Genomic DNA, 24,484 nt, shown 5'->3' on the forward strand with positions numbered 1-24,484 from the left:
TCCGAATCTTCCCTGTTCCGGTGCGTGCGGTTATATTACTCGACATACGTAGAGAAAAAAGGTGCAACATGACGACGACGTCCACCCTCCACTCGATCGGCCGGCGGCCTGACGAGGCGCCCGGCGGCGCACCGGGCAGCGCGAACGACCCGCTGCGCGGACTCTCGGTCGACGAGATCGACGCGGCCCGCGACATCCTGCACGAGGCCGCCCTCATCGGCGAGCACACGCGATTCGTGTACGTCGGACTCGACGAACCGGCCAAGGCCGAGGTGCTCGCGGGCGTCGAGCTGCCCCGCATCGTGCGTGCGCTGGTGCTCGACCGGTCGACGGGCGCCTCCGCCGACCTCCGCGTCTCGGTCACCGACCGCGCGGTGCTCTCGAACGAGCCGATCGACGGCGCGAACGGCCATGTGCCGATCCTCGACGTCGAGTTCGAGGCGATCTACGACCTGCTCGGCGCCGAGCAGGAATGGCACGACGCCCTCGCCAAGCGCGGCATCACGCACGAGCAGGTCGCCCTCGCGCCGCTCTCGGCCGGCAACTACGGCTTCGAGGCCGAAGCGGGTCGCCGCGTCATCCGCGTGCTCGCCTTCATGCGCGAGAACGAGCAGGACCACTGCTGGGCCCACCCCGTCGACGGCCTCTGCGCCTACGTCGACATGATCGAGGGGCGCATGTTCGAGCTCGTCGACCATCGCGTCTACGACATTCCGGCAGAGGGCGGCAACTTCGACGACCCCGCGGTGCAGGGCGCGCCGCTCGACACCCTGAAGCCGATCGAGATCAGTCAGCCCGATGGGCCGAGCTTCACGGTCGACGGCGATCGGGTGAGCTGGGCGAACTGGCGCTTCTCGCTCGCCTTCGACGCGCGCGAGGGGCTCGTGCTGCGCCGCATCCGCTACGTCGACGCCGACCAGGGCGGCGAGGAGCGCGACATCGTCTACCGAGCCTCGATCGCCGAGATGGTCGTGCCCTACGGCGACCCCTCGCCCGCGCGCTTCTGGCAGAACTACTTCGACACGGGCGAGTACGTCTTCGGCCGCTACGCGAACTCGCTGCAGCTCGGATGCGACTGCCTCGGCGAGATCCGCTACTTCGACGCGACGATCGCCGACGAGTTCGGGCACCCGCAGGTCATCCCGAACGCCATCTGCATGCACGAGGAGGACTACGGCACCCTCTGGAAGCACACCGACATCTACACGGGCTCGAACGAGGTGCGTCGCCAGCGCCGCCTCGTGATCAGCTTCTTCACGACCGTCGGCAACTACGACTACGGCTTCTACTGGTACCTCTACCTCGACGGCACCATCGAGTGCGAGGCCAAGCTCACGGGCGTGCTCTTCACCTCGGCGTTCGATGCCGCGGCCGGCGATCACGCCAGCGAGGTCGCGCCCGGCCTCGGTGCGCCGTACCACCAGCACCTCTTCAGCGCCCGCCTCGACATGATGGTCGACGGCCTCGCCAACGCGGTCGACGAGGTCGATGCCGCGCGCGTGCCGATGGGCGAGGGCAACGCCTACGGCAACGCCTTCACGAAGCGGAGCACGCGCCTGCGCACCGAGGCCGAGGGTGCGCGCGACGCCGATCCCGTCGCCGGACGCACCTGGCACATCGTCAACACCGAGAAGACGAACCGCCTGGGCCGTCCGGTCGGCTACGAGCTCATCGCCCAGGGCTCGCCCACGCTGCTGGCCGACCCCGAATCGGTCATCGCCAAGCGCGCCGGCTTCACGCGCAAGCACCTCTGGGTCACGCAGTACGACCAGGCGGAGCGGTACCCCGCCGGAGACCTCGTGAACCAGGGCCCCGGCGGCGACGGCCTGCCGCGCTACACCGCAGCCGACCGCTCGATCGACGGCGACGACATCGTGCTCTGGCACACCTTCGGCCCGACGCACTTCCCGCGCGTCGAGGACTGGCCCGTCATGCCCGTCGACACCGCCAAGTTCACCCTCAAGCCCTACGGCTTCTTCGGCCGCAACCCCACCCTGAACGTGCCTTCGTCGGCCTCGCTCGGCATGGCCTGCCACACCGGGTCGGCTCACGGCGCGCATGGCGCGGGCGGGCACGAGGGTCGCGCAGCCCACGAAGGTCACGCGGCTCACGCGGCGGGCGGATGCCGGTGCGAGGCCGGGGCGTGCACCTGCGCCGGGGCACGGGCACTGACCACGCACTGACGCGTCAGAGGGCCGGATGTCGCAGCCGCGGCATCCGGCCCTCTCGCCGTCGATCGGGCGGCAGGACGACGACGCCGCACGCAGATCGCGGTCGGCCGGTCTCGGCAGAGCTAGCGCAGCAGGTCGAGGTAGCCCTCGAGGAGCCGGGTGAGGCGGGCGGGCGCGGCGCTCGCGGGGGAGACGACGGCGATCACCTGCACGCCGTCGACGAAGGCCATGAGGTGGTCGGTGGCGACCGCGACGTCGAGGTCGGCGCGCGCCTCGCCGAGCTGCTTCGCCCGCTCGAGGTGGTCGGCGATCTCGACCCGCCACTCGTCCATCGTGCGCTCGTGCAGGGCGAGCAGGGCGGGGTCGTTCGCCGCGTACTCCCAGAACGGGATCACGATGCGCGCCTCGAGGATGCGCTCCTCGTCGAGCGGGAAGATCTGCAGCATCAGCGCGCGCAGCGCGGCCATGCCCTCGAGGTCGGCGCGCACGGCCGCGAACCTGGCGTTCGTCGCCGAGTAGACGTGCTCGAACGTCGCCCCGATCAGCTCTTCCTTGTTGCGGAAGTACGGGAAGAGCCCGCCGTTGGCGACGCCGGCCGACTTCGCGATCTCGCGCATCGTCGTCGCGCGGAACCCCTTCTCGGCGATGAGGCGCCAGGTCGCGCGCACGATCTCGAGTCGGCGCTCGTCGTGGTCGACGATCTTCGGCATGGTCCCCTCTCGCGACCGGAGGCCGTGCCGTCGCGGTCGCCGTCCACGATACGCGTGCGACGTCGGACGACGGGGTGGCACGCTGACGGGCCGGGAGCGACGTGTGCTCCCGGCCCGCCGAGGTTGCTGTTCGTGCTGTTCGTGCTGTTCTGTGGTTCTCGGTGCTCGCGGAGCTCGCGGGTCAGCCGTTGATGACCTGCGGCACGCCGAGCGCCTTCAGGCCCTCGACGCCGAACTCGAGCCCGTAGCCCGACTGCTTCGCACCGCCGAACGGCACCATCGGGTGGATCGTGCCGTGCGAGTTGATCCACACGGTGCCGGCCTCGATGCGCGCGGCGACGCGTCGTGCCTCGTCGCGATCGGCGCCCCACACCGAGGCGCCCAGGCCGACCTCGACGCCGTTCGCGAGGGCGATCGCCTCGTCGACGTCGTGGTAGCGGATGATCGGCAGCGCCGGGCCGAACTGCTCCTCCTGCACGAGAGGGTTCGCGTTCTCGATGTCGGCGACGAGCGTCGTCGGATAGAAGTGGCCGGGCCGGCCTCGGTCGGGCTCGCCGCCGAGCAGCACGCGGGCGCCCGACGACTTCGCCGACTCGACGAGCCGGTCGACGATGTCGAACTGCTGGCGGTTCTGCAGCGGGCCGAGCACGTTCGCCTCGTCGAGCCCGACGCCCATCGGCATCGCGCCGGCTACCGCGACGAGTGCATCGCACACCGCGTCGTAGACGCTGTCGTGCACGTAGAGGCGCTTCAGCGCCGCGCAGGTCTGGCCCGTGTTGATGAACGCACCCCAGAACAGCCCCTCGGCGATCGCCTTCGGGTCGACGTCGGGCAGCACGATGCCCGCGTCGTTGCCGCCGAGCTCGAGCGTGAGCCGCTTGACGGTGTCGGCCGAGCTGCGGATGATCGCCTTGCCCGTCGCCGTCGATCCCGTGAACATGACCTTGCCGACGGCCGGATGCGACGAGAGCGCGGCGCCGATCTCACGGCCGCCCGAGACGATCTCGACGACGCCCTCCGGCAGCACGCGGTTGATCACCGCGATGAGCGCGAGCACGCTGAGCGGCGTGTACTCCGAGGGCTTCACGACCACCGTGTTGCCCATGCGCAGGGCGGGTCCGACCTGCCAGACCGTGATCATCTGCGGCCAGTTCCACGGGCCGATCGCGCCGACCACGCCGATCGGGCGGTACGCCAGCTCGGCGTGCACCTGGCCGTCGTCGAAGACGACCTCGGTCTCGAGCGGGGTCGCCGCGGCCGCGCGCAGCCAGCCGGATGCCCCGCCCACCTCGAACCGGGCGTTCGGCCCGTTCAGCGGCTTGCCCTGCTCGCGAGAGAGGATGCGCGCGAGCCCCTCGGCCTCGGCGTCGATCGCGTCGGCGGCCTGCATGAGCAGCTCGCTGCGCCGCTCGTGGCCGAGCGCGGCCCACGCCGGCTGGGCCGCCTTCGCCCGGGCGACCGCGGCTTCGAGGTCGTCGACCGTGTGCACGGGTGCGTGGCCGACGACCTCGCCGGTCGCCGGGTCGAGGATCTCGCGTCGCTCGCCGTCGAACGACTGGATCTCGGCGAGCAGGTCGTCGTGCGTCGGTTCGAGCACGGGGGTCGGGCTGTCCATGGTTCCTCCACGTTGAGTCGGGGTTCCACGGTAGGCAGGGTGGGTGCGTGGGGCCTTGTCCGTGCGTGCGGCGCGCTTGACCGTGCGCGCAGGGAGCGCGCGGGCACGGGCGGCGCCCGGACGCCTAGAGGGTGTGGCCGAGCTTGAAGCCCTGCTCCTGGTCGCCCGAGCGCGTGTACGAGAAGCCGTCGGCGCCGATCGTGACGGCCATCTCCGACGAGTCGGTGCGGGCGACGACGGGCTTCGGGTTGCCGTCGAGGTCGAGCACGAGCGACGCCTCGGTGTACCAGGAGGGCACGACGGGGTTGCCCCACCAGTCGCGGCGCTGGTTGTCGTGCACGTCCCACGTGACGACGGGGTTGTCGGGGTCGCCCGTGTAGTAGTCCTGCGTGTAGATCTCGACGCGGTGGCCGTCGGGGTCGCGCAGGTACAGGTAGAAGGCGTTCGAGACGCCGTGGCGTCCGGGGCCGCGCTCGATCGCGTCCGATCGCCGCAGCGCGCCGAGCTTGTCGCAGATCGCGAGGATGTTGTGCTTCTCGTGCGTCGCGAACGCGACGTGGTGCATGCGGGGGCCATCGCCGCCGGTCATGGCGGTGTCGTGCACGGTGGGCTTGCGGCGCATCCACGCGGCGTAGACGACGCCCTCCTCGTCTTGGATGTCCTCGGTCACGCGGAACCCGAGCGACTGCATGAAGTTCACGGCGCGCGGCACGTCGGGCGTGACCTGGTTGAAGTGGTCGAGGCGCACGAGCTCGCCGGGCGTGTGCAGGTCGTAGCGCCAGGAGAGGCGCTCGACGTGCTCGGCCTGGAAGAAGAACTCGTACGGGAACCCGAGCGGGTCCTCGACGCGCACCGAGTCGCCGATGCCCTTGGTGAAGCCGTCGGGTCGGCGTTCGATGCGGCATCCGAGTTCCGAGTAGAACGCGACCGCCCGGTCGAGGTCTTCAGGGGTGCGCACCCGGTACGAGAAGGCCGCGACCGCGGCGACGGCGCCCTGCCGCAGCACGAGGTTGTGGTGGATGAACTCCTCGGTCGAGCGCAGGTAGATCGCCGTCTCGTCCTCCTCGGTCACGTACAGGCCGAGCACGTCGACGTAGAACTCGCGCGACGCGGCGAGGTCGGTCACGACGAGCTCCATGTACGCGCAGCGGAGGATGTCGGGGGCGGGCGCCGACGGCGTCGGCACCGGGTTGCTCGAGTGGATCGGCGCCTCCTGTGAGACGTAGAAGCCCGACGAGGTGAGGGTCATGTCGTCGCGTTGGGTCATGTCAGCGTCCTTGCGTGAGTCGTGCGGCGGTGCGGGTGTGCGGGTTCGGCGAAGCGGGAGCGGGGCGGATGCCGCGGCTCACGCCTTGCCGAAGGTCGGGTTGTGCGGGGCGCCGAGCGTGATGTGCACGCTCTGCTGGTCGGTGTAGAAGTCGATCGAGCGGTAGCCGCCCTCGTGTCCGAGACCCGAGGCCTTGACGCCGCCGAACGGCGTGCGCAGGTCGCGCACGTTGTTCGAGTTGAGCCAGACCATGCCCGCCTCGACGGCCTGCGAGAAGTTGTGCGCGCGCGTGAGGTCGTTGGTCCAGATGTAGGCGGCGAGGCCGTACTTCGTGTCGTTCGCGAGCGCGAGCGCCTCTTCGTCGGTGTCGAAGGGGGTGATCGCGACGACCGGCCCGAAGATCTCCTCCTGGAAGATGCGGGCGTCGGGCGCGACATCCGCGAACACGGTCGGGGCCACGTAGTTGCCCGTCGGGAAGCCGTCGGGTCGACCGCCGCCGGCGACGAGGCGGCCCTCCGACGTGCCGAGCTCGACGTAGCTCATGACCTTGTCGTAGTGCTCGGGGTGCACGAGCGCGCCGACCTCGGTCTTCGGGTCGTGCGGGTGGCCGACGACGACGCGCGAGGCCTGCGCGGCGTAGCGCTCGACGAACTCGTCGTAGACCTCGCGCTGCACGAGGATGCGGCTGCCCGCGGTGCAGCGTTCGCCGTTCAGCGAGAACACGCCGAAGATCGTCGCGTCGATCGCCGTGTCGAGGTCGGCGTCGGCGAACACCACGGCGGGGCTCTTGCCGCCGAGCTCCATCGAGAGGCCCTTGAGGTACGGGGCCGCATTGGCGAAGATCAGCTGCCCGGTCGAGCTCTCGCCCGTGAAGGAGATGAGCGGAACGTCGGGGTGCTTCACGAGCGCGTCGCCCGCGTCTTCGCCGAGGCCGTTGACGAGGTTGAAGACGCCGTTCGGCAGGCCCGCCTCCTCGAAGATGCCGGCCCAGAGCGAGGCCGAGAGCGGGGTGAACTCGGCGGGCTTCAGCACGACGGTGTTGCCGGTCGCGAGCGCGGGGCCGAGCTTCCACGACTCGAGCATGAACGGGGTGTTCCACGGCGTGATGAGTCCGGCGACGCCGATCGGCTTGCGGTTCACGTAGTTCATCTGCTTGCCGGGCACCTTGAAGGCGTCGTCGGCCTGGGCGACGATGAGGTCGGCGAAGAAGCGGAAGTTCTCGGCCGCGCGGCGGGCCTGCCCGAGCGCCTGGGTGATGGGCAGACCCGAGTCGAAGCTCTCGAGCTCGGCGAGGCGGGCGTCGCGCGACTCGACGATGTCGGCGATGCGGTGCAGCACGCGCGAACGCTCCCGGGGGAGCATGCGCGGCCATGGCCCCTCGGTGAACGCCCGCCGGGCGGCCGCGACCGCGAGGTCGACGTCGGCCTTCTTGCCGGCGGCGGCGTGCACGTAGGTCTCGTTCGTGACGGGGTTCAGCACCTCGAACGTGTCGCCGTCGATCGAGTCGACGAACTCGCCGTCGATGTAGTGGCGGATGCGGTCGGGCAGCCCCTCGGGCACGTGCCCGGTGGTGATGGTGTCGGTCATGCTGGTTCTCCCGTTCTGAGATGTGCGGACGCGAGCGGCGGCGGGTCAGCCGTTGTGCGGATGCTTGTGCTCGGACTGGTACGCCAGCACGGCGTCGAGCGTGGCGGTGCGATGTGCTCGAGCGGCGAGCTCGATGTCGAGCGCATCGGCACCCGACTCGATGAGGTCGAGGATGCGGTCGTGCTCGGCGACGGACTCGTGGGCGCGGCCCGGAACGAAGCTGAACGAGGAGTCGCGCAGCACCTTCATGCGGTTCCAGCCTCGGTGCACGAGGTCGAGGATGTGCGGGTTCGGGCACTCCTCGAACAGCACGGCGTGGAACTCGAGGTTGAGCTCGGTGAAGCGGTGCGGTTCGAAGTCGTCGAGGGTGCGGCGCATCCGCTCGTTGACCTCGCGGGCGCGTCGCAGGTGCTCGGGCGTGAGCGTGGGCGCAGACAGGGCGGTCGCGGCGCCCTCGACGAGCGCGAGGGTCTGCATGGTGTGCAGGTACTCGGTCTCCTTGATGAGGGCCACCTGCGCGCCGACGTTGCGCTCGAACGTGACGAGTCCCTCGGCCTCGAGGCGGCGGATCGCCTCGCGCACGGGCACGACGCTCACGTCGAGCTCGCCGGCGATCGTGCCGAGCACGAGCCGGTAGCCGGGCACGTAGCGGCCGTCGTCGATGCGGTCGCGCACGAACCGGTAGGCGCGCTGAGACTTCGACTCGACCGGTTCGGCCGGGGGTGCGCTCGGTGCTGCGGAGGCCGACGCTGCGGCGGCGCTCACCGGGCGCCTCCCTCGACGACGGATGCCTCGGCGCCGGCGCCGCGGGCCTCCGCCTCGTAGCGCGCCCGCCAGTGGGCGTTCATCGGGAACAGTCCGTCGACGGATGCCCCGCCGGCGACCTGCTCGGCCACCCACGCCTCCTCGGCCTCCTGCGCGACCGCCTCGGCCACGACCTCGGCCAGGAGCTGCGGCGGGATCACGATGACGCCGTCGCCGTCGCCCACGACGACGTCGCCGGGCTGCACCGCCGCACCGCCGCAGGCGATCGTGACGTCGACCTCCCAGGGCACGTGCCGGCGGCCGAGCACGCTGGGGTGCGGTCCCTGCGAGAAGACGGGGATCTCGAACCCGGCGACCGCGTCGAAGTCGCGCACGCCGCCGTCGGTCACGATGCCGGCCGCGCCGCGCACCTGGGCGCGCAGGGCGAGCACGTCGCCCACGGTTCCGGTGCCGCGCTCGCCGCGGGCCTCGACCACGAGCACCTCGCCGGGCTCGACGGTGTCGAAGGCGACCTTCTGCGCGTTGAACCCACCGCCGTGCGAGGCGAACAGGTCGGGCCGGAACGGGATGAACCGCAGCGTCTTCGCGAGCCCCACGATGCGGTCGCCGGGGTGGTTCGCGTGGACGCCCTCGATGAACACGTCGTGGTAGCCGCGCTTGCGCAGCGCGACCGAGAGCGTCGCGACGGCGACTCCGCCGATCGCGGCGCGGAGTTCGTCGGTGAGCACGGAGGGGGCGGATGTCGCGGCGTGCTGCGCGGCGTCGGCCGTCTGCGCTGCGGGGGTCGCGCGCCCTGCGGCGACGGCCGCGGCGAGCTCGGCCTCGGAACCCCAGGCCTCGAGGCGCTGGTCGTCGTCGATGGCGGGCTTCGTGCCGAAGTCGCCGAACGGCACGGCGCCCTGCGTCACGGTCGTGACGAGGCGGCCGGTGGACGGCGCGCCCGCGGCATCCGGAGCGTCGACCTCGACCTCGACGACGTCGCCGGGCACCACGACCGAGGAGCCGGCGGGCGTACCGGTGAGGATCACGTCGCCGGGTTCGAGGGTGAGGTGCTGCGAGAGGTCGGCGACGAGGCGCCCGAACGGGAAGAGCAGGGTGTCGCTCGTGTCCTGCTGCACGAGCTCGCCGTTGACCCAGGTGCGCACGCGCCAGCCGTCTTCGCCGGCGGCGCTCGCGGGGATGAGCGCCGGGCCGAGCGGCGTGAAGCCGTCGCCGCCCTTGTTGCGCACGTTCGAGCCCTTGTCGGCGACGCGGAGGTCGTAGACGCCGAAGTCGTTGGCTGCGGTCACGGAGGCCACGTGCCGCCAGCCGTCGGCGGGGGAGACGTGGCGCGCGCGCTCGCCGATGACGATCGCGATCTCGCCCTCGAAGGCGAGCAGTTCGGTGCCGGCGGGGCGCTCGATCGTGCAGCCCGTGCCCGAGACCGACGACGCGGGCTTGAGGAAGTAGCTCGGCTGGGCCGGCGTGCGGCCGCGCTGGGCGGCCCTCGACGGGTAGTTGAGGTGCACGGCGATGATCTTGCCGGGGGTGGCGATGGCATCGGTGGTCATTGACGTCCTCGTCTCGTGATATTTGAAATCATATACGATCTGGATGGGTGTGCAAGAGGTCGGGTCGCGTTCCGGCGTCAGTAGCTCGCGCGCAGGGTCGCGCCCGACGCATCCGGCCCGCCCGGGTGCGAACCGATGAACCGGTCGGCCAGGGCCTCGGTCGCGCGGGCGAGGAGTGCGACATCCGCCCCGACGATGACGAGCGCGGCCCCGGCCTGCACATAGCGATCTGCGGCGGCCGGTGCGAACGCGTTCACGGCGGACGGCTTGCCCGCCGCGGCGGCCGACGCGATGCCCGCGAGCACGGCGCCGACGACGTCGGGGTGCTCCTGCTGACCGAGCAGCCCCATCGACGCGGCGAGATCGGCCGGGCCGAAGAACACGCCGTCGACGCCGTCGACGGCGAGGATCTGCTCGAGGTTCGCGATCGCCGCGGCCGACTCGATCTGCACGAACAGCGAGATGGTCGACGACGCGTCGGCGAGGTAGCCCTCGACCCGGTTCCAGCGCGACGACCGGGCCAATGCGCTGCCCACGCCGCGAACGCCGACCGGCGGGTAGTGCACGGCGCGCACGATCTCGGCGGCCTGCTCGGCGGTGTCGACCATGGGCACGACGAGGTTCTGCGCGCCGAGGTCGAGCACCTGCTTCAGCGCGACCGTGTCGCCCGACGGCGGGCGCACGAGCGCCGTGACGGGGTAGGCGGCCACCGCCTGCAGTTGGGCGAGGATCGACTCGAGTCCAGCGGGGGAGTGCTCGGCGTCGATGAGCACGAGGTCGAGGCCCGAGCCGGCCACGATCTCGGCGTTCGTCGCGCTGCCCGCGCACGACCACGCGCCGAACAGGGGGCGGTCGGATACGGCGATGCGGGCGCCGAGCGTCGGCGGGAGGGTCATTCGAATCGGCATGAGACGGTTCCCAGCTCTCGGTAGTCGGCGTGCACGGTGTCGCCGCGCTCGACCCACATGGGCCGCGTGAACGACCCGGCGAGGATGATCTCGCCCGCCTCGAGCGACTGGTCGTGCTGGGCGAGCTTGTTCGCGAGCCAGGCGACGCCCATGGCCGGGTGCCCGAGCACCGCCGCGGCGACGCCCGACTCCTCGATGGTCTGGTTGCGGAACAGCAGCGCCGAGACCCACCTGAGGTCGACCTGGTCGACCTTCACGGGTCGGCCGCCGATGACCATGGCGCCCATCGCCGCGTTGTCGCTGATCGTGTCGACGATCGTGCGCCCCGGCATCTCGACATGCGAGTTCAGGATCTCGAGTGCCGGCACGACGTGCGCCGTGGCGTCGAGCACGTCGAAGATCGTGACGTTCGGGCCCGCGAGCGGCTTGGCGAGCACGAACGCGAGCTCGACCTCGATGCGCACGTTCGAGAACCGGTCGAACTCGACCGAGGCGCCCGACTCGACGACCATGTCGTCGAAGATCACGCCGTAGTCGGGCTCGGTGATGCCGGTCGCGACCTGCATGACCTTCGAGGTGAGCCCGATCTTGCGACCGACCCGGCGCGCCCCGCTCGCCTCGCGTCGGTCGGCCCAGAGCTTCTGCACGGCGTAGGCGTCGTCGACGTCCATGCCGGGGTTGCGGGCCGTGAGCAGCGGCACGACGGATCGCTCGCGATCGGCGACGAGCAGCTCGTCGGCGATCGCCTCGATGCGGGTTGGTTCGAGCACGTCGACTCCACTTCCTCGGGGTTCCGAGTAGATCGTATACGATCCGCGGATGTCGCGCACGGGCGATGCCGAGCGGTGCGCGTGGGCGCAGGCGGCCGCCCGCGGCATCCGCTCAGCTGTTCACGCGGATGATCTCCTCCTGGTACGGCGCGACGACCGTGCCCGAGATGCGGCAGTCGAGCAGCAGGAACGGGCGCTCGGCGACGGGCCACGACGTCCATGCCGCGAGCGCGTCGAGGTCGTCGAGCGAGCGTACGACGACACCCTCGGCCCCGACGGCCGCCGCGAGTCCGGCGAAGTCGACCTCGGGGATGAGCATGGGTTCGCGGGCGAGGCCCTTGAGCCCGTAGAGGTTGATCTCGGCACCGTAGGCGGCGTCGTTCCAGACGACGGCGATGCCTCGGCCGCCCGCGGTGCGCACCGCGGACTCGAGGTCGGCGAGCGCCATGAGCCCGCCGCCGTCGCCCGTGGTGAGCACGATCGCCGAGTCGGGCTTCGCCGCGGCGGCGCCGGGCACGCTCGCGAATCCCAACCCGATCGACTGGAACGCCGTGCCGACCATGATCATGCGGTCGGGCGAGGCCACGGGCCAGTACATGTTCGCCCAGCCGATGAAGTGCCCGCCGTCGCTGACGACGACCCGGTCCTCGGGCAGCAGCTCGCCGATGCGCCGGGCGACGGCTCGCGGGTCGAGCCGCCCGTCGTCGGCGAGGCCGTCGGCACCCGGCGAGACGGGCTGCTCGCGGAGTGCGGTGAGGTCGACGCTCTCGCGCCATCCGGATGCCTCCGCGCCCCGTGCATCGAGCTCCTCGACGATCGCGCGGGCGACGAGCCCCGCGTCGCCCCGCACGAACCCGCCGACGTGGGGGTGGGTGGACGCCGGCAGGATGTCGACCTGGAACACCCGCGTGCCTGGTGCGAAGAGGTCGCCGAAGCGCATCGTGAACTGGTTGAGCGAGGCGCCGAACACGACGGCGACATCGGCCTCGCGCACGAGCTCCATGGCGCCGTCGGCGCCGAATCCGCCCGTCACGCCGAGGTCGAAGCGCGGGTCGGGGAACACGCCGCGGCCGAGTGCCGTCGACGCGGTCACGGCGCCCGTCGCGTCGGCGAGCTCGCCGAGCGCGTCGCCCGCGCCCGCCAGCCAGGCGCCGCGGCCGGCGAGCAGGAACGGGCGGCTCGCACCCGCCAGGGCCGCCGCGATCTCGGCGACGACGCCGCCCGAGAACGGTCCACGAGGCGCGAGCGGCGTCGGCAGGCGCAGCTCGGGGGCGGGCTGCACGGCGCCCGCGTCGAGGGCGGCGACGTCGTAGGGGATCGCGAGCACGACGGGCACGCGGTACGAGAGGGCGTGCTCGATCGCCAGGATCGTCGTGGCCGCGGCATCCGTTCGCCCGACCGTGTAGGTGCGCGCGCCCACGGCCGAGGCCAGCGCGATCTGGTCGACGTCCCACGGGCGCGGGCCCGACGTCGGCTCGTCGCCGACCACGAGCACGATCGGCACATGCGCCTGCGCGGCCTCGGCGAGGGCGGTCAGCGTGTTCGTGAACCCGGCGCCGTACGTCGCGGTCGCCGCCGCGATGCGCCCGGAAGCCCGGAAGTGCGCGTCGGCCGCGACCACGCCGCCGGCCTCGTGCCGCACGGCCGTGAAGCGCACCTCGGTCGCGCGTTCGAGGGCGTCGAGGAAGTACGCGTTGCCGTTGCCCATGACCCCGAAGACGTGGTCGAGGTGGGCCGAGAGTGCGGCGGCGACGTGGGCGGAGACGGTGGTGGTCGTGGGCATGGCGAAGTCCTTCGGGAGACGGTGAACGGATGCGGATTCCGTATGTGTCTCGCGCGACCGGCGGTGACCGACCGGGCTTCGTGCCCCTTTTGCGAGCACCGGCGCGCTCTTGCGCCTGAACGAGACGAGTATACGACCGAAGCCGGCCGGCGCCGCTCGGCCCGGGTCGACCGTCACACGACGGGCGCCACGAGGGTTGTGCGGCATCATGGATCGGGTGAAGACCATCCAGCTGCGCCGCTACACGCTCGTCGACGGAGAGTTCGACGCCTTCGTCGCCTGGTGGGAGTCCACCATGCCGACCGTCCGGCCCGCGGCCGGATTCGCGATCGAGTTCGCCTACGGCGTGCGCGAGACGAACGAGTTCGTGTGGGCCGTGAGCGCCGAGGGCGACCGCGACGCGTTCCTCGCGCTCGAGGCGACCTACCTGGTCTCGCCCGGGCGCGCCGCCGCGTTCGAGGGCGTGCCGCAGCGCGTCGCCGTCTCGCAGACGCACTTCGTCGACGACGTCACGCCGGTTCAGACCGCCTGATCGGATGCCGCGTCGCGGCGTCCATCGCTCGCGCGCGTCCGGTCCGCCGGTCGCCCGACCGTGCCCGCGGCCACTCGCCGACGCGTCGGTTCCTGCACGCTGTGCGTGACACGCCGTACAGCACGCGCCCAGCCTCGGGCATCGTACGATCGAGGCATCCCCCGGAAGTGACTGTGGCCGACGCTGCCCACCGGCAGGCTTCGGCTGCGACTGACCAGGTCGACGACGCCCTTCGCACGCCTCGCGACCGAGAGAGAAGACCGTGAGCCTCGAATTCGACGCCAGCCGTGCCCGATGGATCGCCCGAGAGGAGCTCGCCGAGCGGATGATCCCGCTCATCGGCGGCCTCTACCGTGAGCACGGGGTGGTCACCTCGATCCACGGCCGCCGGCTCATCAACCGCTCGCCGATCGAGCTGCTGAAGGCGCACCGGTTCGCACGCCAGGCCGGCGAGGTCGAGCTCGACCCCGCCGACACGATGCGCGTGCTCGAGGCGCTGCGCGAGATCGCGCCCGGCCCGGCCTCGATCGACGTGGCCCGTCTCGTGGCGCGGTACGCGGCATCCGGTGCGACCGGCGAGGGCGAGCGGATGCCGCTGGCCGACCTCCTGCGTCTCGAACTCGCCCCCGTGCTCGCGCCCGACACCGCCGACGGCACGGCCCGCCCGGTGCGCGAGGGCACCGACGTCGTGCTCTACGGCTTCGGCCGCATCGGACGCCTGCTCGCGCGCATCCTCATCGCGCACGCGGGCGACGCCACCGGCCTGCGGCTGCGGGCCATCGTCGTGCGCAAGGGTTCGGCGAACGACCTCGTCAAGCGCGCGAGCCTGCTGCGCCGCGACTCGGTGCACGGCCCGTTCGCGGGCACCATCGAGGTCGACGAGCAGGCCAACACGATCCTCGCGAACGGCACGCTGATCCAGGTGATCCACGCGAACGACCCCGCCGCGATCGACTACACGGCGTACGGCATCAGCGACGCGATCGTCGTCGACAACACCGGCCGCTGGCGCGACGAGGAGGGGCTCTCGCAGCACCTGCGCTCCACGGGCGTCGCGCGCGTGCTGCTCACGGCGCCGGGCAAGGGCGCGATCAAGAACATCGTGCACGGCATCAACGACGGCGACATCGCGGCGTCCGATCGCATCCTCTCGGCCGCCTCGTGCACGACGAACGCGATCACCCCCGTGCTGAAGGCCGTCGAAGACGCCTACGGCGTGGTGCGCGGGCACGTCGAGACCGTGCACTCGTTCACGAACGACCAGAACCTCATCGACAACTTCCACGCGGGCGACCGCCGCGGGCGCTCGGCGGCCCTGAACATGGTGATCACCGAGACCGGTGCGGCCAAGGCCGTCGCGAAGGCGCTGCCGTCGTTCGCCGGCAAGCTCACGGGCAGCGCGATCCGCGTGCCCACGCCCGACGTGTCGCTCGCCATCCTCAACCTGCAGCTCGAGCGCCCGGCCTCGAAGGACGAGATCAACCGGTACCTGCGCCAGGTCTCGCTCACCTCGCCGCTGCGCCAGCAGGTGGACTACATCGAGTCGGCCGAGGTCGTCTCGACCGACTTCGTGGGCTCGAGCCGCGCGGGCATCGTCGACGGCCTCGCGACCATCGCCGACGGCACCGACGCCGTGCTCTACGTCTGGTACGACAACGAGTACGGCTACTCGTGCCAGGTCGTGCGCGTCATCGAGGCCATGGCCGGCACGCACCCCGTGGTGCTGCCCGCGCGCGAGCCGGTCGTGCTCGCCTCCGTCGTGCTCGACGACGTCGACGCCCCGGCGGAGCTTGTCGCCGGCTGACCTCGCCCGGCTCGAGCATCGCGGATGCCGCGGGCCGACGTGCGGCCCGCGGCATCCGTTCGTCCGTGGCTGTCGCCCGTGCCGGCCGTCAGGCCCGCGAGGCGGCGACCTTCTCGCGGCAGTCGGGCGTGACGACCCGCACGGTCGACGCCGGGTTCTTCGCGAGGGCGCGCTCGGGTCGGATGGGCCGCACCGCGAGGTTGCCGCGGCAGTTGGGGCACCGGCGCTCGGGGAACGTCGCGGCGCAGTCGGCGCACCAGGTGCACTCGAAGGTGCAGATGTAGACCTCGGGGTCGTCGACGGCGAGGTCGCGGTCGCAGCATTCGCAGTTCGGGCGGAGTTCAAGCATCGGCGGGGACCTTCGGTTCGAGGGCGGACGGTTCGGGGGCGGCCGACGGTTCCGCAGCGGCGGACGGCGCCGGCACGATCGTCGGCTCGTGCCGGATCGGCACGTTCACGGATCGGGCGATGAAGCAGAACTCGCCGACGCGCTCGTGCAGGGCCTCGGCGACGGCTGGGTCGCCGGCGGCGATCGTGACGACCGGCCGCAGCACGACCTCGGCGAAGCGGCCCGCGCCGCTCGCCTCTTCGAGCATCGTGCCGCCGGGTGCGTCTTCGTAGCCCGTGACGACGATGCCCGCCTCGGTCGCGAGGTGCAGGTACCAGAGCATGTGGCACTGGGCGATCGAGGCGACGAGGAGCTGCTCGGGGTTCCATCTCGTCGGGTCGCCGCGGAAGGCCGGGTCGCTCGATCCGGCGAGCTCGCCTGCGGTCGCGTGGCCGACGAGGTGGTCGCGAGAGTAGGCGCGGTAGCCGGCGGTGCCGCGGCCGAGGTCGCCGGTCCAGCGCAGCGTCAGGTCGTAGTGGTGCTCCCTGGTCATTCGGGCGTTCCTCTCACGGTGTCGATGGTGTGCTGCGCGTGCGCGACGGTCGCTCGGCGCGCCGCGTCGGCGTCGCCGGCGCGGATCGCCGCGAGGATCGCGCGGTGCTCGGCGTCGACCTGCTCGACGCGCGCAGGCTCGCGCAGACCGCTGCGGGTGGCGACCACGAGGCGATCCCACCAGGTGGCGAGCGTCTGCTCGACGACCGGGTTGCCGGCGAGGCGCGCGACGGCCTCGTGGAACTCGCGGTTCGCGTGCGTGGCCGTCGAGAGGTCGCCGGCCCGGGTGGCCGCATCGCTCGCGTCGGCGAGCGCGTCGAGCTCGGCGAGTCTGGCGGGGGCGATCTCGCCGTCGCCGACCCGCTCGGCGAGCCGACCGGCCGCCCAGCTCTCGAGTGCCGCCCGCGCCTCGAGCACGGCTTCGAGTTCGGCGGGCGGCAGCACGCGTACGCGCACGCCCCGGCCCTGCGCGTCGACGAGCCCGTCGCCCTCGAGCCGCGAGAGCGCCTCGCGCACGGGGGTGCGCGAGACCTGCAGCCGCGCCGAGAGCTCGGCCTCCGAGACCCGGCGGTCGGTGGGGATCTCGCCGTCGACGACGAGGCGTCGGAGTGCCGCGTACACGGTCATGGGCTCAGTATTGCATGCGTTCAGCCGTATTGCATGCAATACGGCTGAAGGGGTTCTGCGACGGATGCCGCGGGTCGGCGTTCGGTCCGCGGCATCCGTCGTCTCGTGCTCAGCGGTTGAACACGCCCAGGTTCTCGAGCCGCAGACGGCCCACGGTCGTGACCTTCGTCGCGTCGAACGGCCTCGTCGCGACGGACTCTCCGACCCGCAGCCCCTCCTGCACCTTGAGGGTCTCGGCCGTCTTGAGCGCCTCCGCCGCCCGCAGCTGCTCCGCGATCCGCAGGCCCTCGGTCACCTTGAGGGTCTCGGCCCGCTGGAGCGCCTCGGCGGCCGCAGCACGCTCGAGCACGACCGCGTCGCCGAACTCGATCTGGAGGCGCGTGATGTCGCGCGGGTCGAACTTCGGATCGGGCGTCGGCTTCTCGAACTCCCCGGGCTTCACGCGGATGTCGAGATCCTTGATGCGCCGGGTCCAGCAGGCGATGACCTTCGGGAAGTCGTCGCCGTTGTACCCCTCGAACCAGCCCTCGGCCTCGAAGCGCGTCTGACCGATCGCCGCGCCGATCTGGTCCGCGACCGTGCACACCACGTCGGCGCCCAGGCGGATGCCCCCTGGCGAGGTCAGCCCGAGCTCGAACGTGACCGGGTCGATCGTGTAGTCGACCGCGAACGTCGACCCGTCGAAGGGCACCTGCACGACGCCGCTCCCGCCGGTTACGGGGACGCCACCGACCGTCCAGGTCGCCGTCGGCGCGGTCGCGGCGGGTTGCCCGATCCCGCCGAAGCCGACCGTCGAGACCGTGAAGATCTCGAGCGTGGAGGTCGCATACGTGCCGCGGCGGACCGTGTCGCCGCACGGCGTCTGCTCGGTGGTCTCGGTGCCGACGACGCCGAGCGTGTCCTCGGAGCGGAGGCGCGACGCCACGGTCACGGTGCGGTTCGCCGGCCCGTTCGAGACGCGCAGGTCGACCCACGTCCGGTCGGGATCCACGCCCACGATCGTGACGGTGAGGTTGCTCGAGTCGACCGCCACGTCGGTGTCGATCGAGTTGAGCGGCACGACGCCGCGGTACCAGATGCGCGGACCCGTGCCCGGGACATCCGTCAGCGAATGCACCACCACGCCCTCGCGCGACAGGTCGGTGCCCACGGGGTCGAGGCCGGCGTCCCATCCGGTGGCCGTGCGGAACTCGACGTAGATGCGGCCCAGTCCGCTCGCCGGCTCGCCCGCGGGGTGGAGGATGAGCAGCGTCGGCTGGCGACCGGAGCCCTGGCGCGCGACATCCGCCGAAGCGCTGCGCAGCCGCACCGAGACGGGGCCCGACGTCGGGAACGGGCGCTCGACGACCGAACCGGCCATCGCGTCGGGCAACTGCCGGTGCAGGTGCGCGCGCGAGAGGTTCGGGCCGGCCGAACCGAACGCGCCGGGTGTCGGCCATCCGGTCACGGCCGGGATGCTGCGTGTCGGCGTCGACCGCCAGAGCGGGCCGGTGCCGAGCCACCTCGAGCCGAACGAGGCCGACGACATGAGGTCGAAGGGGGAACCGTACACGGGGTCGGCGACGATGGTCGCATCCTTCGGATCCCAGTCGGCGCCGTTGTTCAGCAGGCCGTAGCTGTGCTCGAACCCGAGCACGTGACCGACCTCGTGGCACATGAACGTGTGGTTACCGGTGGCGGCCGCGATCACCGCGACCGGGAACCCGCGCACGGTCGTGGCGCCGGCATCGAAGTTCTGCGCGATGGTGGCGGGTTCGCCTGGCAGCCCCGCCTTCGGGTTCGGGATCTGGCGGGTGCCGGGGTACATGAGCACGACGACGCCCTGGAACCCGGCCAGGGGGTCGCTTCCGGGGAACTTCGCGCGCAGCGCGTCGATCGCGAGCTCGGCCTGCTTCGCGCGCGAGACGTCGTCGCCGAGGCTCACGACGACCCACGGCATGAGCGCCGAGTCGACGAAGTCGAGGTGCTTGCGGGTGGTGTCCTCCCAGTAGCGGAGGACCGAGTTGGAGCCGACCATGAACAGGTCGATGAACGGGCGGTCGTCGACCGGGGGAGCGGCACTCTCGTGGCGGGCCCTGATGACGGCGAGTTTCGTGGGCTTGGTCATGCGCCGATCCTCCGGTGCGACCCGGGGAGCGGGATCAGGAGCAGCCCTGAGTTCGGGATGGGCGCCGCACCCGCCGACGTAGGCTTGGCGCATGAGCGCCGAAGCCGTCATCGTCGATGTGATCCGCACCCCAGTGGGGCGCGGCAAGCCGGGCGGCCGGCTCTCGGGCGTGCATCCGGTCGACCTGCTGGCGGGTGTGCTCGACACGCTCGTGAACCGCAACGACCTCGATCCGGGGCTCGTCGACGACGTGATCGGCGGATGCGTCAGCCAGGTCGCCGAGCAGTCGTACAACGTGACCCGCAACGCCGTGCTGGCCGCGGGGTTCCCCGAACACGTGCCGGGCACGACGATCGACCGCCAGTGCGGATCGAGCCAGCAGGCCGCGACGTTCGCCGCGCAGGCCGTGCTCGCCGGACAGGCCGACATCGTCATCGCGTGCGGCGTCGAGTCGATGAGCCGCGTGCCGCTCGGCTCGAGTGCGGCGGGCGCCGACCCGTACGGCAGCCGCATCCGCTCGCGCTATCCCGACGGCCTCGTGAACCAGGGCGTCTCGGCCGAGCTCATCGCCGCGAAGTGGGGTCTCTCGCGCGCCGAACTCGACGCCTACGCGGCTCGCTCGCACGCGCTCGCCGCAGCCGCCGGCGCATCGGGTGCCTTCGCGACCGAGGTCGTGCCCGTGCCCGGCGTCGACGGCCTCGCCGACGAGACCGTGCGCCCCGGCACGACCGCCGACGGGCTCGCGGGCCTCAACCCGGCGTTCCGCACCGACGCGCTCGCCGAGCGGTTCCCCGACCTCGACTGGCGCATCACGCCGGGCAACTCCTCGCCGCTCACCGACGGAGCCTCGGCCGCGCTCATCATGAGCGCCGACGCCGCGTCGAAGCTGGGCTTGGAGCCCCGGGCGAGGTTCCGGTCGTTCGCCGTCGTCGGCAGCGACCCGCTGTACATGCTCACGGGCGTGATCCCGGCGACCGCGCGGGTGCTCGCGCGAGCGGGCCTCGGCCACGACGACATCGACGCCTACGAGGTCAACGAGGCGTTCGCGTCGGTGCCGCTCGCCTGGCTCGCCGAGACCGGCGCCGACCCAGCGAAGCTCAACCCCCGCGGCGGCGCGATCGCCCTCGGCCACGCGCTCGGCTCCTCGGGCACGCGCCTGCTCACGACCCTCGTGAACCAGCTCGAGGCCACCGGCGGGCGCTACGGGCTGCAGACCATGTGCGAGGGCGGCGGCATGGCCAACGCGACGATCATCGAACGGCTCTAGCGAACGCCGACCCACCCGATCCGACCCGCACCACCCCTCGATCGGTCGCATGTGGTCGGAATGATGGGCGTATTCCGACCACATGCGACCGAACGAACGAACGAAAGGACCCCGAACCCATGCAGCTCACCGACGCAGGCGCGATCGTCACCGGAGGCGCCTCCGGGCTCGGGCGGGGCACGGCCGCCGTGCTCGCCGCCGCCGGCGCCGAGGTCGTCATCCTCGACCTCCCGGGCTCGCCCGGCGAGCAGACCGCTCGAGAACTCGGCGATCGCGTGCGCTTCGCTCCGGCGGACGTCACCGACGAGGCCTCCGTGCAGGCCGCGATCGACCTCGTGCAGGAGCGTGCGCCGCTCCGCGTGGCGGTGAGCTGCGCGGGTGTCGCGACGGCGGGCCGCACCGTCGGGCGCGACGGTCCGCTCGCGCTCGACGCGTTCGAGCGGACCATCCGCATCAACCTCATCGGCACGTTCAACGTCGCGCGGCTCGCGGCGGCCGCGATGTCGGCCAACGAGCCCGTCGCCGTGCAGGCCCTGCCGGGGGTGCCCGAGACCGCCGAGCGCGGGGTCATCGTCAACACCGCCTCGGTGGCCGCGTTCGACGGCCAGATCGGCCAGGCCGCCTACTCGGCCTCGAAGGGCGGCGTATCAGCCATGACCCTCCCGCTCGCGCGCGACCTCTCGAAGCTGCTCATCCGGGTCGTCACGATCGCGCCGGGCATCATGCAGACGCCGATGATGGCGGGCATGCCGCCCGAGGTGCAGGCCTCCCTCGAGGAGCAGATCCCGCACCCGTCGCGCATGGGCACGCCCGCCGAGTACGCGGCCCTCGTGCGGCACATCGTCGAGAACCCGCTGCTGAACGGCGAGACGATCCGGCTCGACGGGGCGATCCGCATGGGGCCGAAGTAGCGGGTCGAACCTGCGCCCGCCGCACGCACGGCGAACACGACGAGGGGCGGATGCCGCGGCATCCGCCCCTCGTCGCATGCCGGTGTCCGAGGCCGGCGGTCGGCCCTCAGCGCCCGGTGCTGCGCTCGGCCGGACGCGGGCTGCGGTTGCCCGGGAAGTCGAGCGTGCCGCGGCCGCCGCCGCGCGCGGCCTTGACGATGCCGTCGATCGAGTCCCAGACGCAGGCGGCGACGACGCCCGCGACGAAGATCACCGACAGCACCCACTCCGCGTCGGCGTCGAGGTGCGGCTCGATCACCGCGAGGAACTCGGCGCTGACCAGGCGCCCCTCGACGAAGAGCCAGACGGCCGGAATCGCGAACGCGGCGTTCAGCACGACGTTGACGAGCGCGTTCGCCCAGTTCCAGTCGCTGCGGTAGATCCAGACGGCGAACGCGGCCTCGAGCGCGATGAGCGCGAACACGTACGGCAGCCAGAACGACCACAGGTCGGGTGCGAGCAGCGGCACCGCGGCGCGCTCGCCGTCGATCCACACCACGCCGAACTGCTGCCACACGAGGAATCCGGCGGCGATCGCGAGCCAGACCAGGCTCGCGATGAGGTCGGCGCGGCGGTGCGGGCGCCGCACCTCGGGCAGTTGCGGAAGGTGCTCGGGCGTCCAGCCGAGCTCGGCGTCGGTGCCCGTGCCGAACCGCTCGATCATGGCGAACACGGCGGTCGTCCAGAACGCGAGCTGCACGGCGACGTTGATGCCGATGCCGATCGCCGCGCCGATGACCTCCCACCCGCCGCCCGAGATCACGAGTCCGAGGGCGGCGGCCGCCGCGACGGTCGCGGGCACGAACGACTCGAGGAAGAGCAGGAGCCGCTTCCAGATGAGGAAGTACCGCGGCCCGATGAGCACGAGCGGGCGGTCGCTGTACGTCGCCGCGAGCGATGCGGGGTGGCCGAGTTCGACGAGGGCGTCGCGCTCGGCGGTCTCGGGCGTCGAGGCGCCCGACTCGATGCGGGCGTCGATCGTGTCGGCGATGCGCTCGGCGAGGTCGCGGGAGAGGTCTTCGCGCTGCGCTGCGGGAAGGCTGCGCGTGGCCGCGAACAGGTAGCGGTCGGTGAGCTCGGTCATGATGCGTCTCCAGTGGTGTCCGGGCCGGTACTGCCGGCCTGGTCGGTCGTGAGTCCGCCGAGGGCGTCGTCGATGCGTCGCCAGTCGGACATGAGGGCGATCGCGAGCGCGTCGCCGGTGGGGCTCGTGCGGTAGAACTTGCGGGGCCTGGCCTCGTCGGTGTTCCACTCGCTCGTGAGCAGCGCCTGCTTCTCGAGGCGCCGGAGCAGCGGATACAGGGTGTTCGCGTCGACGAGGATGCCGAGGCCGTTCAGCGACTCGAGCAGCGCGTACCCGTAGTCGGGCGTGCGCAGCCGCACGAGGCACGCGAGCACGACGGTGCCGCGGCGCAGCTCCTGCAGGTGCGCGGTGGTCGTCTCATCGGGGTTCATGTGTCACACGATACTGTGTGACACACACTATTGCAACGGTCACTTCATCGTGACGGATGTCGCGGCGGCGCTCTGCCGCCACGTGCGCGGCCGAACTCCGGATGTCGCGGTCCCGCGTCCGGTGTGTCGCGCGACCGCGGCGGTGGGTCGACGTCCGCATCCGGAGTTCCGACGCGGCACCCGACGCTCGGCGGCGGCGAGCCCCGCCTACTGCTCGGCGTGCGCCTCGAGGAACGCGTACACCTCGGCGTCGTCGACGCCCGGGAACGTGCCCGACGGCAGCGGCGAGAGCACATGCGCGTGCAGGCGCGCGCTCGGCCAGGCGCGCCCGGCCCAGCGCTCGGCGAGCCCGTCGGGCGCCCGGCGGCAGCACGCCTCGTCGGGGCACGTGGAGACCGCGCGCAGCGTGGTCTCGCGACCGCGGAACCACTTGGCCTGCGCGAACGGCACGCCGACCGAGATCGAGAACTCCGCGGCATCCGTTCGACCGGTCTGCGTGGCGCACCAGAACGTGCCGGCGGGGGTGTCGGTGTACTGGTAGTTCTCGGTCGTGCGGTTGGTGTGCTCGAACGCGGTGCGTGCGCTCCACTTCTTGCAGACCCACTGGCCCTCGATCGAGCCCGTGACGTCGGTGGGCAGCGGCAGCCCGTCGTTCTCGTAGCCCTTGAGCAGGGCGCCGTCGCCGGCTACGCGCAGGAAGTGCACGGTCATGTCGAGGTAGGTCGTGCCGAGGTTCGTGAAGCGCAGTGCCGCGGCCTCGTGCGTGACGCCGAACGCGTCGCGGAAGTCCTCGATGGCGAGGCGCTTCTCCTTCTTGGCCTGCTGGAGGAAGGCGACCGACGCGTCGCGCGGCATGAGGCAGGCCGCGGCGAAGTAGTTGATCTCGAGCCGCTGCCAGAGGAACTCGTCGTAGCTCGCGGGCGGCTGGTGGCCGAGCAGTCGGTGCGCCATGGCCTGGAGCGCCATCGAGCGCAGGCCGTGCCCGCCCGGGATCGACGCGGGCGGCAGGTAGATGCGGCCGTTCGAGAGGTCGGTGATCGACCGCGTGGAGTCGGGCAGGTCGTTGACGTAGATGAGCTGGAACCCGAGGCGTTCGGCCATGACGCTCACCTCGCGGTGCGTGACGGCACCCGTGCGGTGGCCGGCCGCGCGCACCTGCTCCTCGGCGAGTTGCTCGATGTCGGGCAGGTGGTTGGCGCGTTCGCGCATGCGCTCGCGCAGGTCGGTGTTGGCCCGGCGGGCCTCTTCAGGGGTCGCGATGGCCTGGCTCGCGCGCCGTTGCAGCTCGCGATGCAGGCCGACGATCGCCTCGAGGGTCTCGTCGCCGATGCCGCGGCCCGCGCGGATCGCCGGCAGCCCGAGGCTCGCGTAGAGCGGGCTCGCCTGCGCGCGCCCGAGCTCGAGCTCGAGGGCCGCCCGCGGGCTCGGCGCCTCGCGGGAGAGCAGGTCTTCGAGCCCCACGCCGAACGCCGTCGCGAGCGCGTCGAGCGTCGACAGCTTGGGCTCGCGCTTGCCGTTCTCGATGAGCGAGAGCTGCGACCCCGCGAGCCCGACGGCCTCGCCCGCCTGGTCGAGGGTCATGCCGCGCTCGCCGCGGAAGTGTCGGATGCGCTGACCCAGGGTCGCGAGATCGGTGGTTCCGGCCTTCATGCCTTAAGCCTATCGAAAGAACACTCATTCTTAACTGCCGAATTGGTGCTTCGGATGTCGCAATCCGCCGCATTCTGGAAACACGA

General features: G+C 71.8%; 21 protein-coding genes. 5 read left to right on the forward strand and 16 right to left on the reverse strand.

Features of this window, described 5'->3' with window-relative positions; all coding sequences use genetic code 11:
* Window positions 1-68: 68 nt before the first annotated feature.
* Window positions 69-2,183, forward strand: coding sequence for a primary-amine oxidase (locus GQR16_RS08755; RefSeq protein WP_157414763.1), 2,115 nt, complete (start codon window positions 69-71; stop codon window positions 2,181-2,183).
* A gap of 110 nt (window positions 2,184-2,293) precedes the next feature.
* Here the strand turns inward: GQR16_RS08755 and GQR16_RS08760 are convergent, their stop codons facing one another.
* The 9 genes from GQR16_RS08760 to GQR16_RS08800 all read right to left on the reverse strand — a co-directional run bounded on the left by GQR16_RS08760 (window position 2,294) and on the right by GQR16_RS08800 (window position 13,126).
* Window positions 2,294-2,881 (reverse strand): TetR/AcrR family transcriptional regulator, encoded by a 588-nt coding sequence (locus GQR16_RS08760; RefSeq protein WP_157414764.1) that lies wholly within the window; start codon window positions 2,879-2,881, stop codon window positions 2,294-2,296.
* Window positions 2,882-3,062: 181 nt separating this feature from the next.
* The gene (locus GQR16_RS08765) at window positions 3,063-4,496 is read right to left on the reverse strand and encodes an aldehyde dehydrogenase family protein (protein WP_157414765.1); all 1,434 of its coding nucleotides are present in this window, start codon (window positions 4,494-4,496) and stop codon (window positions 3,063-3,065) included.
* 124 nt (window positions 4,497-4,620) lie between these two features.
* Window positions 4,621-5,763: a 3,4-dihydroxyphenylacetate 2,3-dioxygenase gene (hpaD, locus tag GQR16_RS08770; protein ID WP_157414766.1), complete on the reverse strand. Its 1,143-nt coding sequence runs from the start codon at window positions 5,761-5,763 to the stop codon at window positions 4,621-4,623.
* Between the two features lie 78 nt (window positions 5,764-5,841).
* Entirely contained in the window at window positions 5,842-7,350 is a 1,509-nt protein-coding gene (gene hpaE, locus GQR16_RS08775) for a 5-carboxymethyl-2-hydroxymuconate semialdehyde dehydrogenase (RefSeq protein WP_157414767.1), read from the reverse strand.
* A gap of 45 nt (window positions 7,351-7,395) precedes the next feature.
* On the reverse strand, window positions 7,396-8,115 hold the full coding sequence (locus tag GQR16_RS08780; protein ID WP_157414768.1) for a GntR family transcriptional regulator: 720 nt from the start codon (window positions 8,113-8,115) through the stop codon (window positions 7,396-7,398).
* Window positions 8,112-9,665: a fumarylacetoacetate hydrolase family protein gene (locus tag GQR16_RS08785; RefSeq protein ID WP_157414769.1), complete on the reverse strand. Its 1,554-nt coding sequence runs from the start codon at window positions 9,663-9,665 to the stop codon at window positions 8,112-8,114. The genes GQR16_RS08780 and GQR16_RS08785 overlap by 4 nt, the downstream gene beginning before the upstream one ends.
* A 77-nt stretch (window positions 9,666-9,742) precedes the next feature.
* The gene (locus tag GQR16_RS08790; protein WP_157414770.1) at window positions 9,743-10,573 is read right to left on the reverse strand and encodes an HpcH/HpaI aldolase family protein; all 831 of its coding nucleotides are present in this window, start codon (window positions 10,571-10,573) and stop codon (window positions 9,743-9,745) included.
* Entirely contained in the window at window positions 10,558-11,343 is a 786-nt protein-coding gene (locus GQR16_RS08795; protein ID WP_157414771.1) for a 2-keto-4-pentenoate hydratase, read from the reverse strand. The genes GQR16_RS08790 and GQR16_RS08795 overlap by 16 nt, the downstream gene beginning before the upstream one ends.
* 112 nt (window positions 11,344-11,455) lie before the next feature.
* Window positions 11,456-13,126, reverse strand: a complete 1,671-nt coding sequence (locus tag GQR16_RS08800) for a thiamine pyrophosphate-binding protein (RefSeq protein ID WP_157414772.1) — start codon at window positions 13,124-13,126, stop codon at window positions 11,456-11,458.
* A gap of 217 nt (window positions 13,127-13,343) precedes the next feature.
* Here GQR16_RS08800 and GQR16_RS08805 point away from each other — a divergent pair, with 217 nt between their 5' ends.
* Together GQR16_RS08805 and GQR16_RS08810 are read left to right on the forward strand one after the other, a co-directional pair.
* Complete coding sequence (locus tag GQR16_RS08805; RefSeq protein ID WP_157414773.1) at window positions 13,344-13,658, forward strand: hypothetical protein; 315 nt, start codon at window positions 13,344-13,346, stop codon at window positions 13,656-13,658.
* A gap of 262 nt (window positions 13,659-13,920) precedes the next feature.
* Window positions 13,921-15,462: a glyceraldehyde-3-phosphate dehydrogenase gene (locus tag GQR16_RS08810; protein WP_157414774.1), complete on the forward strand. Its 1,542-nt coding sequence runs from the start codon at window positions 13,921-13,923 to the stop codon at window positions 15,460-15,462.
* Window positions 15,463-15,550: 88 nt separating this feature from the next.
* On the opposite strand, the gene GQR16_RS08815 is transcribed toward GQR16_RS08810, so the two are convergent.
* The 4 genes from GQR16_RS08815 to GQR16_RS08830 all read right to left on the reverse strand — a co-directional run bounded on the left by GQR16_RS08815 (window position 15,551) and on the right by GQR16_RS08830 (window position 19,076).
* Window positions 15,551-15,811, reverse strand: a complete 261-nt coding sequence (locus GQR16_RS08815) for a DUF1272 domain-containing protein (RefSeq protein ID WP_157414775.1) — start codon at window positions 15,809-15,811, stop codon at window positions 15,551-15,553.
* Window positions 15,804-16,343 carry an OsmC family protein gene (locus GQR16_RS08820; protein WP_157414776.1) on the reverse strand — a complete coding sequence of 180 codons (540 nt, stop codon included), beginning with the start codon at window positions 16,341-16,343 and terminating at the stop codon, window positions 15,804-15,806. The genes GQR16_RS08815 and GQR16_RS08820 overlap by 8 nt, the downstream gene beginning before the upstream one ends.
* Window positions 16,340-16,969: a GntR family transcriptional regulator gene (locus tag GQR16_RS08825; protein WP_157414777.1), complete on the reverse strand. Its 630-nt coding sequence runs from the start codon at window positions 16,967-16,969 to the stop codon at window positions 16,340-16,342. The genes GQR16_RS08820 and GQR16_RS08825 overlap by 4 nt, the downstream gene beginning before the upstream one ends.
* A 109-nt stretch (window positions 16,970-17,078) precedes the next feature.
* Window positions 17,079-19,076, reverse strand: a complete 1,998-nt coding sequence (locus GQR16_RS08830) for a hypothetical protein (protein ID WP_157414778.1) — start codon at window positions 19,074-19,076, stop codon at window positions 17,079-17,081.
* Window positions 19,077-19,167: 91 nt separating this feature from the next.
* On the opposite strand from GQR16_RS08830, the gene GQR16_RS08835 reads away from it, so the two are divergent.
* On the forward strand, window positions 19,168-20,343 hold the full coding sequence (locus GQR16_RS08835) for a thiolase family protein (RefSeq protein ID WP_157414779.1): 1,176 nt from the start codon (window positions 19,168-19,170) through the stop codon (window positions 20,341-20,343).
* A gap of 119 nt (window positions 20,344-20,462) precedes the next feature.
* Complete coding sequence (locus tag GQR16_RS08840) at window positions 20,463-21,254, forward strand: SDR family NAD(P)-dependent oxidoreductase (protein ID WP_157414780.1); 792 nt, start codon at window positions 20,463-20,465, stop codon at window positions 21,252-21,254.
* Window positions 21,255-21,360: 106 nt separating this feature from the next.
* Here GQR16_RS08840 and GQR16_RS08845 read toward each other — a convergent pair whose 3' ends face one another.
* From GQR16_RS08845 to GQR16_RS08855, 3 genes are all read right to left on the reverse strand, one after another.
* On the reverse strand, window positions 21,361-22,377 hold the full coding sequence (locus GQR16_RS08845) for a permease prefix domain 1-containing protein (RefSeq protein ID WP_157414781.1): 1,017 nt from the start codon (window positions 22,375-22,377) through the stop codon (window positions 21,361-21,363).
* Entirely contained in the window at window positions 22,374-22,748 is a 375-nt protein-coding gene (locus GQR16_RS08850) for a PadR family transcriptional regulator (protein ID WP_157414782.1), read from the reverse strand. The genes GQR16_RS08845 and GQR16_RS08850 overlap by 4 nt, the downstream gene beginning before the upstream one ends.
* Window positions 22,749-22,955: 207 nt before the next feature.
* Window positions 22,956-24,398: a helix-turn-helix domain-containing protein gene (locus GQR16_RS08855; protein ID WP_157414783.1), complete on the reverse strand. Its 1,443-nt coding sequence runs from the start codon at window positions 24,396-24,398 to the stop codon at window positions 22,956-22,958.
* Between the last annotated feature and the right edge of the window lie 86 nt (window positions 24,399-24,484).

It is taken from the genome of Agromyces allii (assembly GCF_009749385.1).
Taxonomy (GTDB): Bacteria; Actinomycetota; Actinomycetes; order Actinomycetales; family Microbacteriaceae; genus Agromyces; species Agromyces allii.

Bases quoted from the DNA above. Each gene is read 5' to 3' on its own strand.
- GQR16_RS08755 (WP_157414763.1), top strand. From the start codon at position 69: ATGACGACGACGTCCACCCTCCACTCGATCGGCCGGCGGCCTGACGAG.
- GQR16_RS08760 (WP_157414764.1), bottom strand. From the start codon at position 2,881: ATGCCGAAGATCGTCGACCACGACGAGCGCCGACTCGAGATCGTGCGC.
- GQR16_RS08765 (WP_157414765.1), bottom strand. From the start codon at position 4,496: ATGGACAGCCCGACCCCCGTGCTCGAACCGACGCACGACGACCTGCTC.
- hpaD (WP_157414766.1), bottom strand. From the start codon at position 5,763: ATGACCCAACGCGACGACATGACCCTCACCTCGTCGGGCTTCTACGTC.
- hpaE (WP_157414767.1), bottom strand. From the start codon at position 7,350: ATGACCGACACCATCACCACCGGGCACGTGCCCGAGGGGCTGCCCGAC.
- GQR16_RS08785 (WP_157414769.1), bottom strand. From the start codon at position 9,665: ATGACCACCGATGCCATCGCCACCCCCGGCAAGATCATCGCCGTGCAC.
- GQR16_RS08790 (WP_157414770.1), bottom strand. From the start codon at position 10,573: ATGCCGATTCGAATGACCCTCCCGCCGACGCTCGGCGCCCGCATCGCC.
- GQR16_RS08800 (WP_157414772.1), bottom strand. From the start codon at position 13,126: ATGCCCACGACCACCACCGTCTCCGCCCACGTCGCCGCCGCACTCTCG.
- GQR16_RS08815 (WP_157414775.1), bottom strand. From the start codon at position 15,811: ATGCTTGAACTCCGCCCGAACTGCGAATGCTGCGACCGCGACCTCGCC.
- GQR16_RS08820 (WP_157414776.1), bottom strand. From the start codon at position 16,343: ATGACCAGGGAGCACCACTACGACCTGACGCTGCGCTGGACCGGCGAC.
- GQR16_RS08825 (WP_157414777.1), bottom strand. From the start codon at position 16,969: ATGACCGTGTACGCGGCACTCCGACGCCTCGTCGTCGACGGCGAGATC.
- GQR16_RS08830 (WP_157414778.1), bottom strand. From the start codon at position 19,076: ATGACCAAGCCCACGAAACTCGCCGTCATCAGGGCCCGCCACGAGAGT.
- GQR16_RS08835 (WP_157414779.1), top strand. From the start codon at position 19,168: ATGAGCGCCGAAGCCGTCATCGTCGATGTGATCCGCACCCCAGTGGGG.
- GQR16_RS08840 (WP_157414780.1), top strand. From the start codon at position 20,463: ATGCAGCTCACCGACGCAGGCGCGATCGTCACCGGAGGCGCCTCCGGG.
- GQR16_RS08845 (WP_157414781.1), bottom strand. From the start codon at position 22,377: ATGACCGAGCTCACCGACCGCTACCTGTTCGCGGCCACGCGCAGCCTT.
- GQR16_RS08850 (WP_157414782.1), bottom strand. From the start codon at position 22,748: ATGAACCCCGATGAGACGACCACCGCGCACCTGCAGGAGCTGCGCCGC.
- GQR16_RS08855 (WP_157414783.1), bottom strand. From the start codon at position 24,398: ATGAAGGCCGGAACCACCGATCTCGCGACCCTGGGTCAGCGCATCCGA.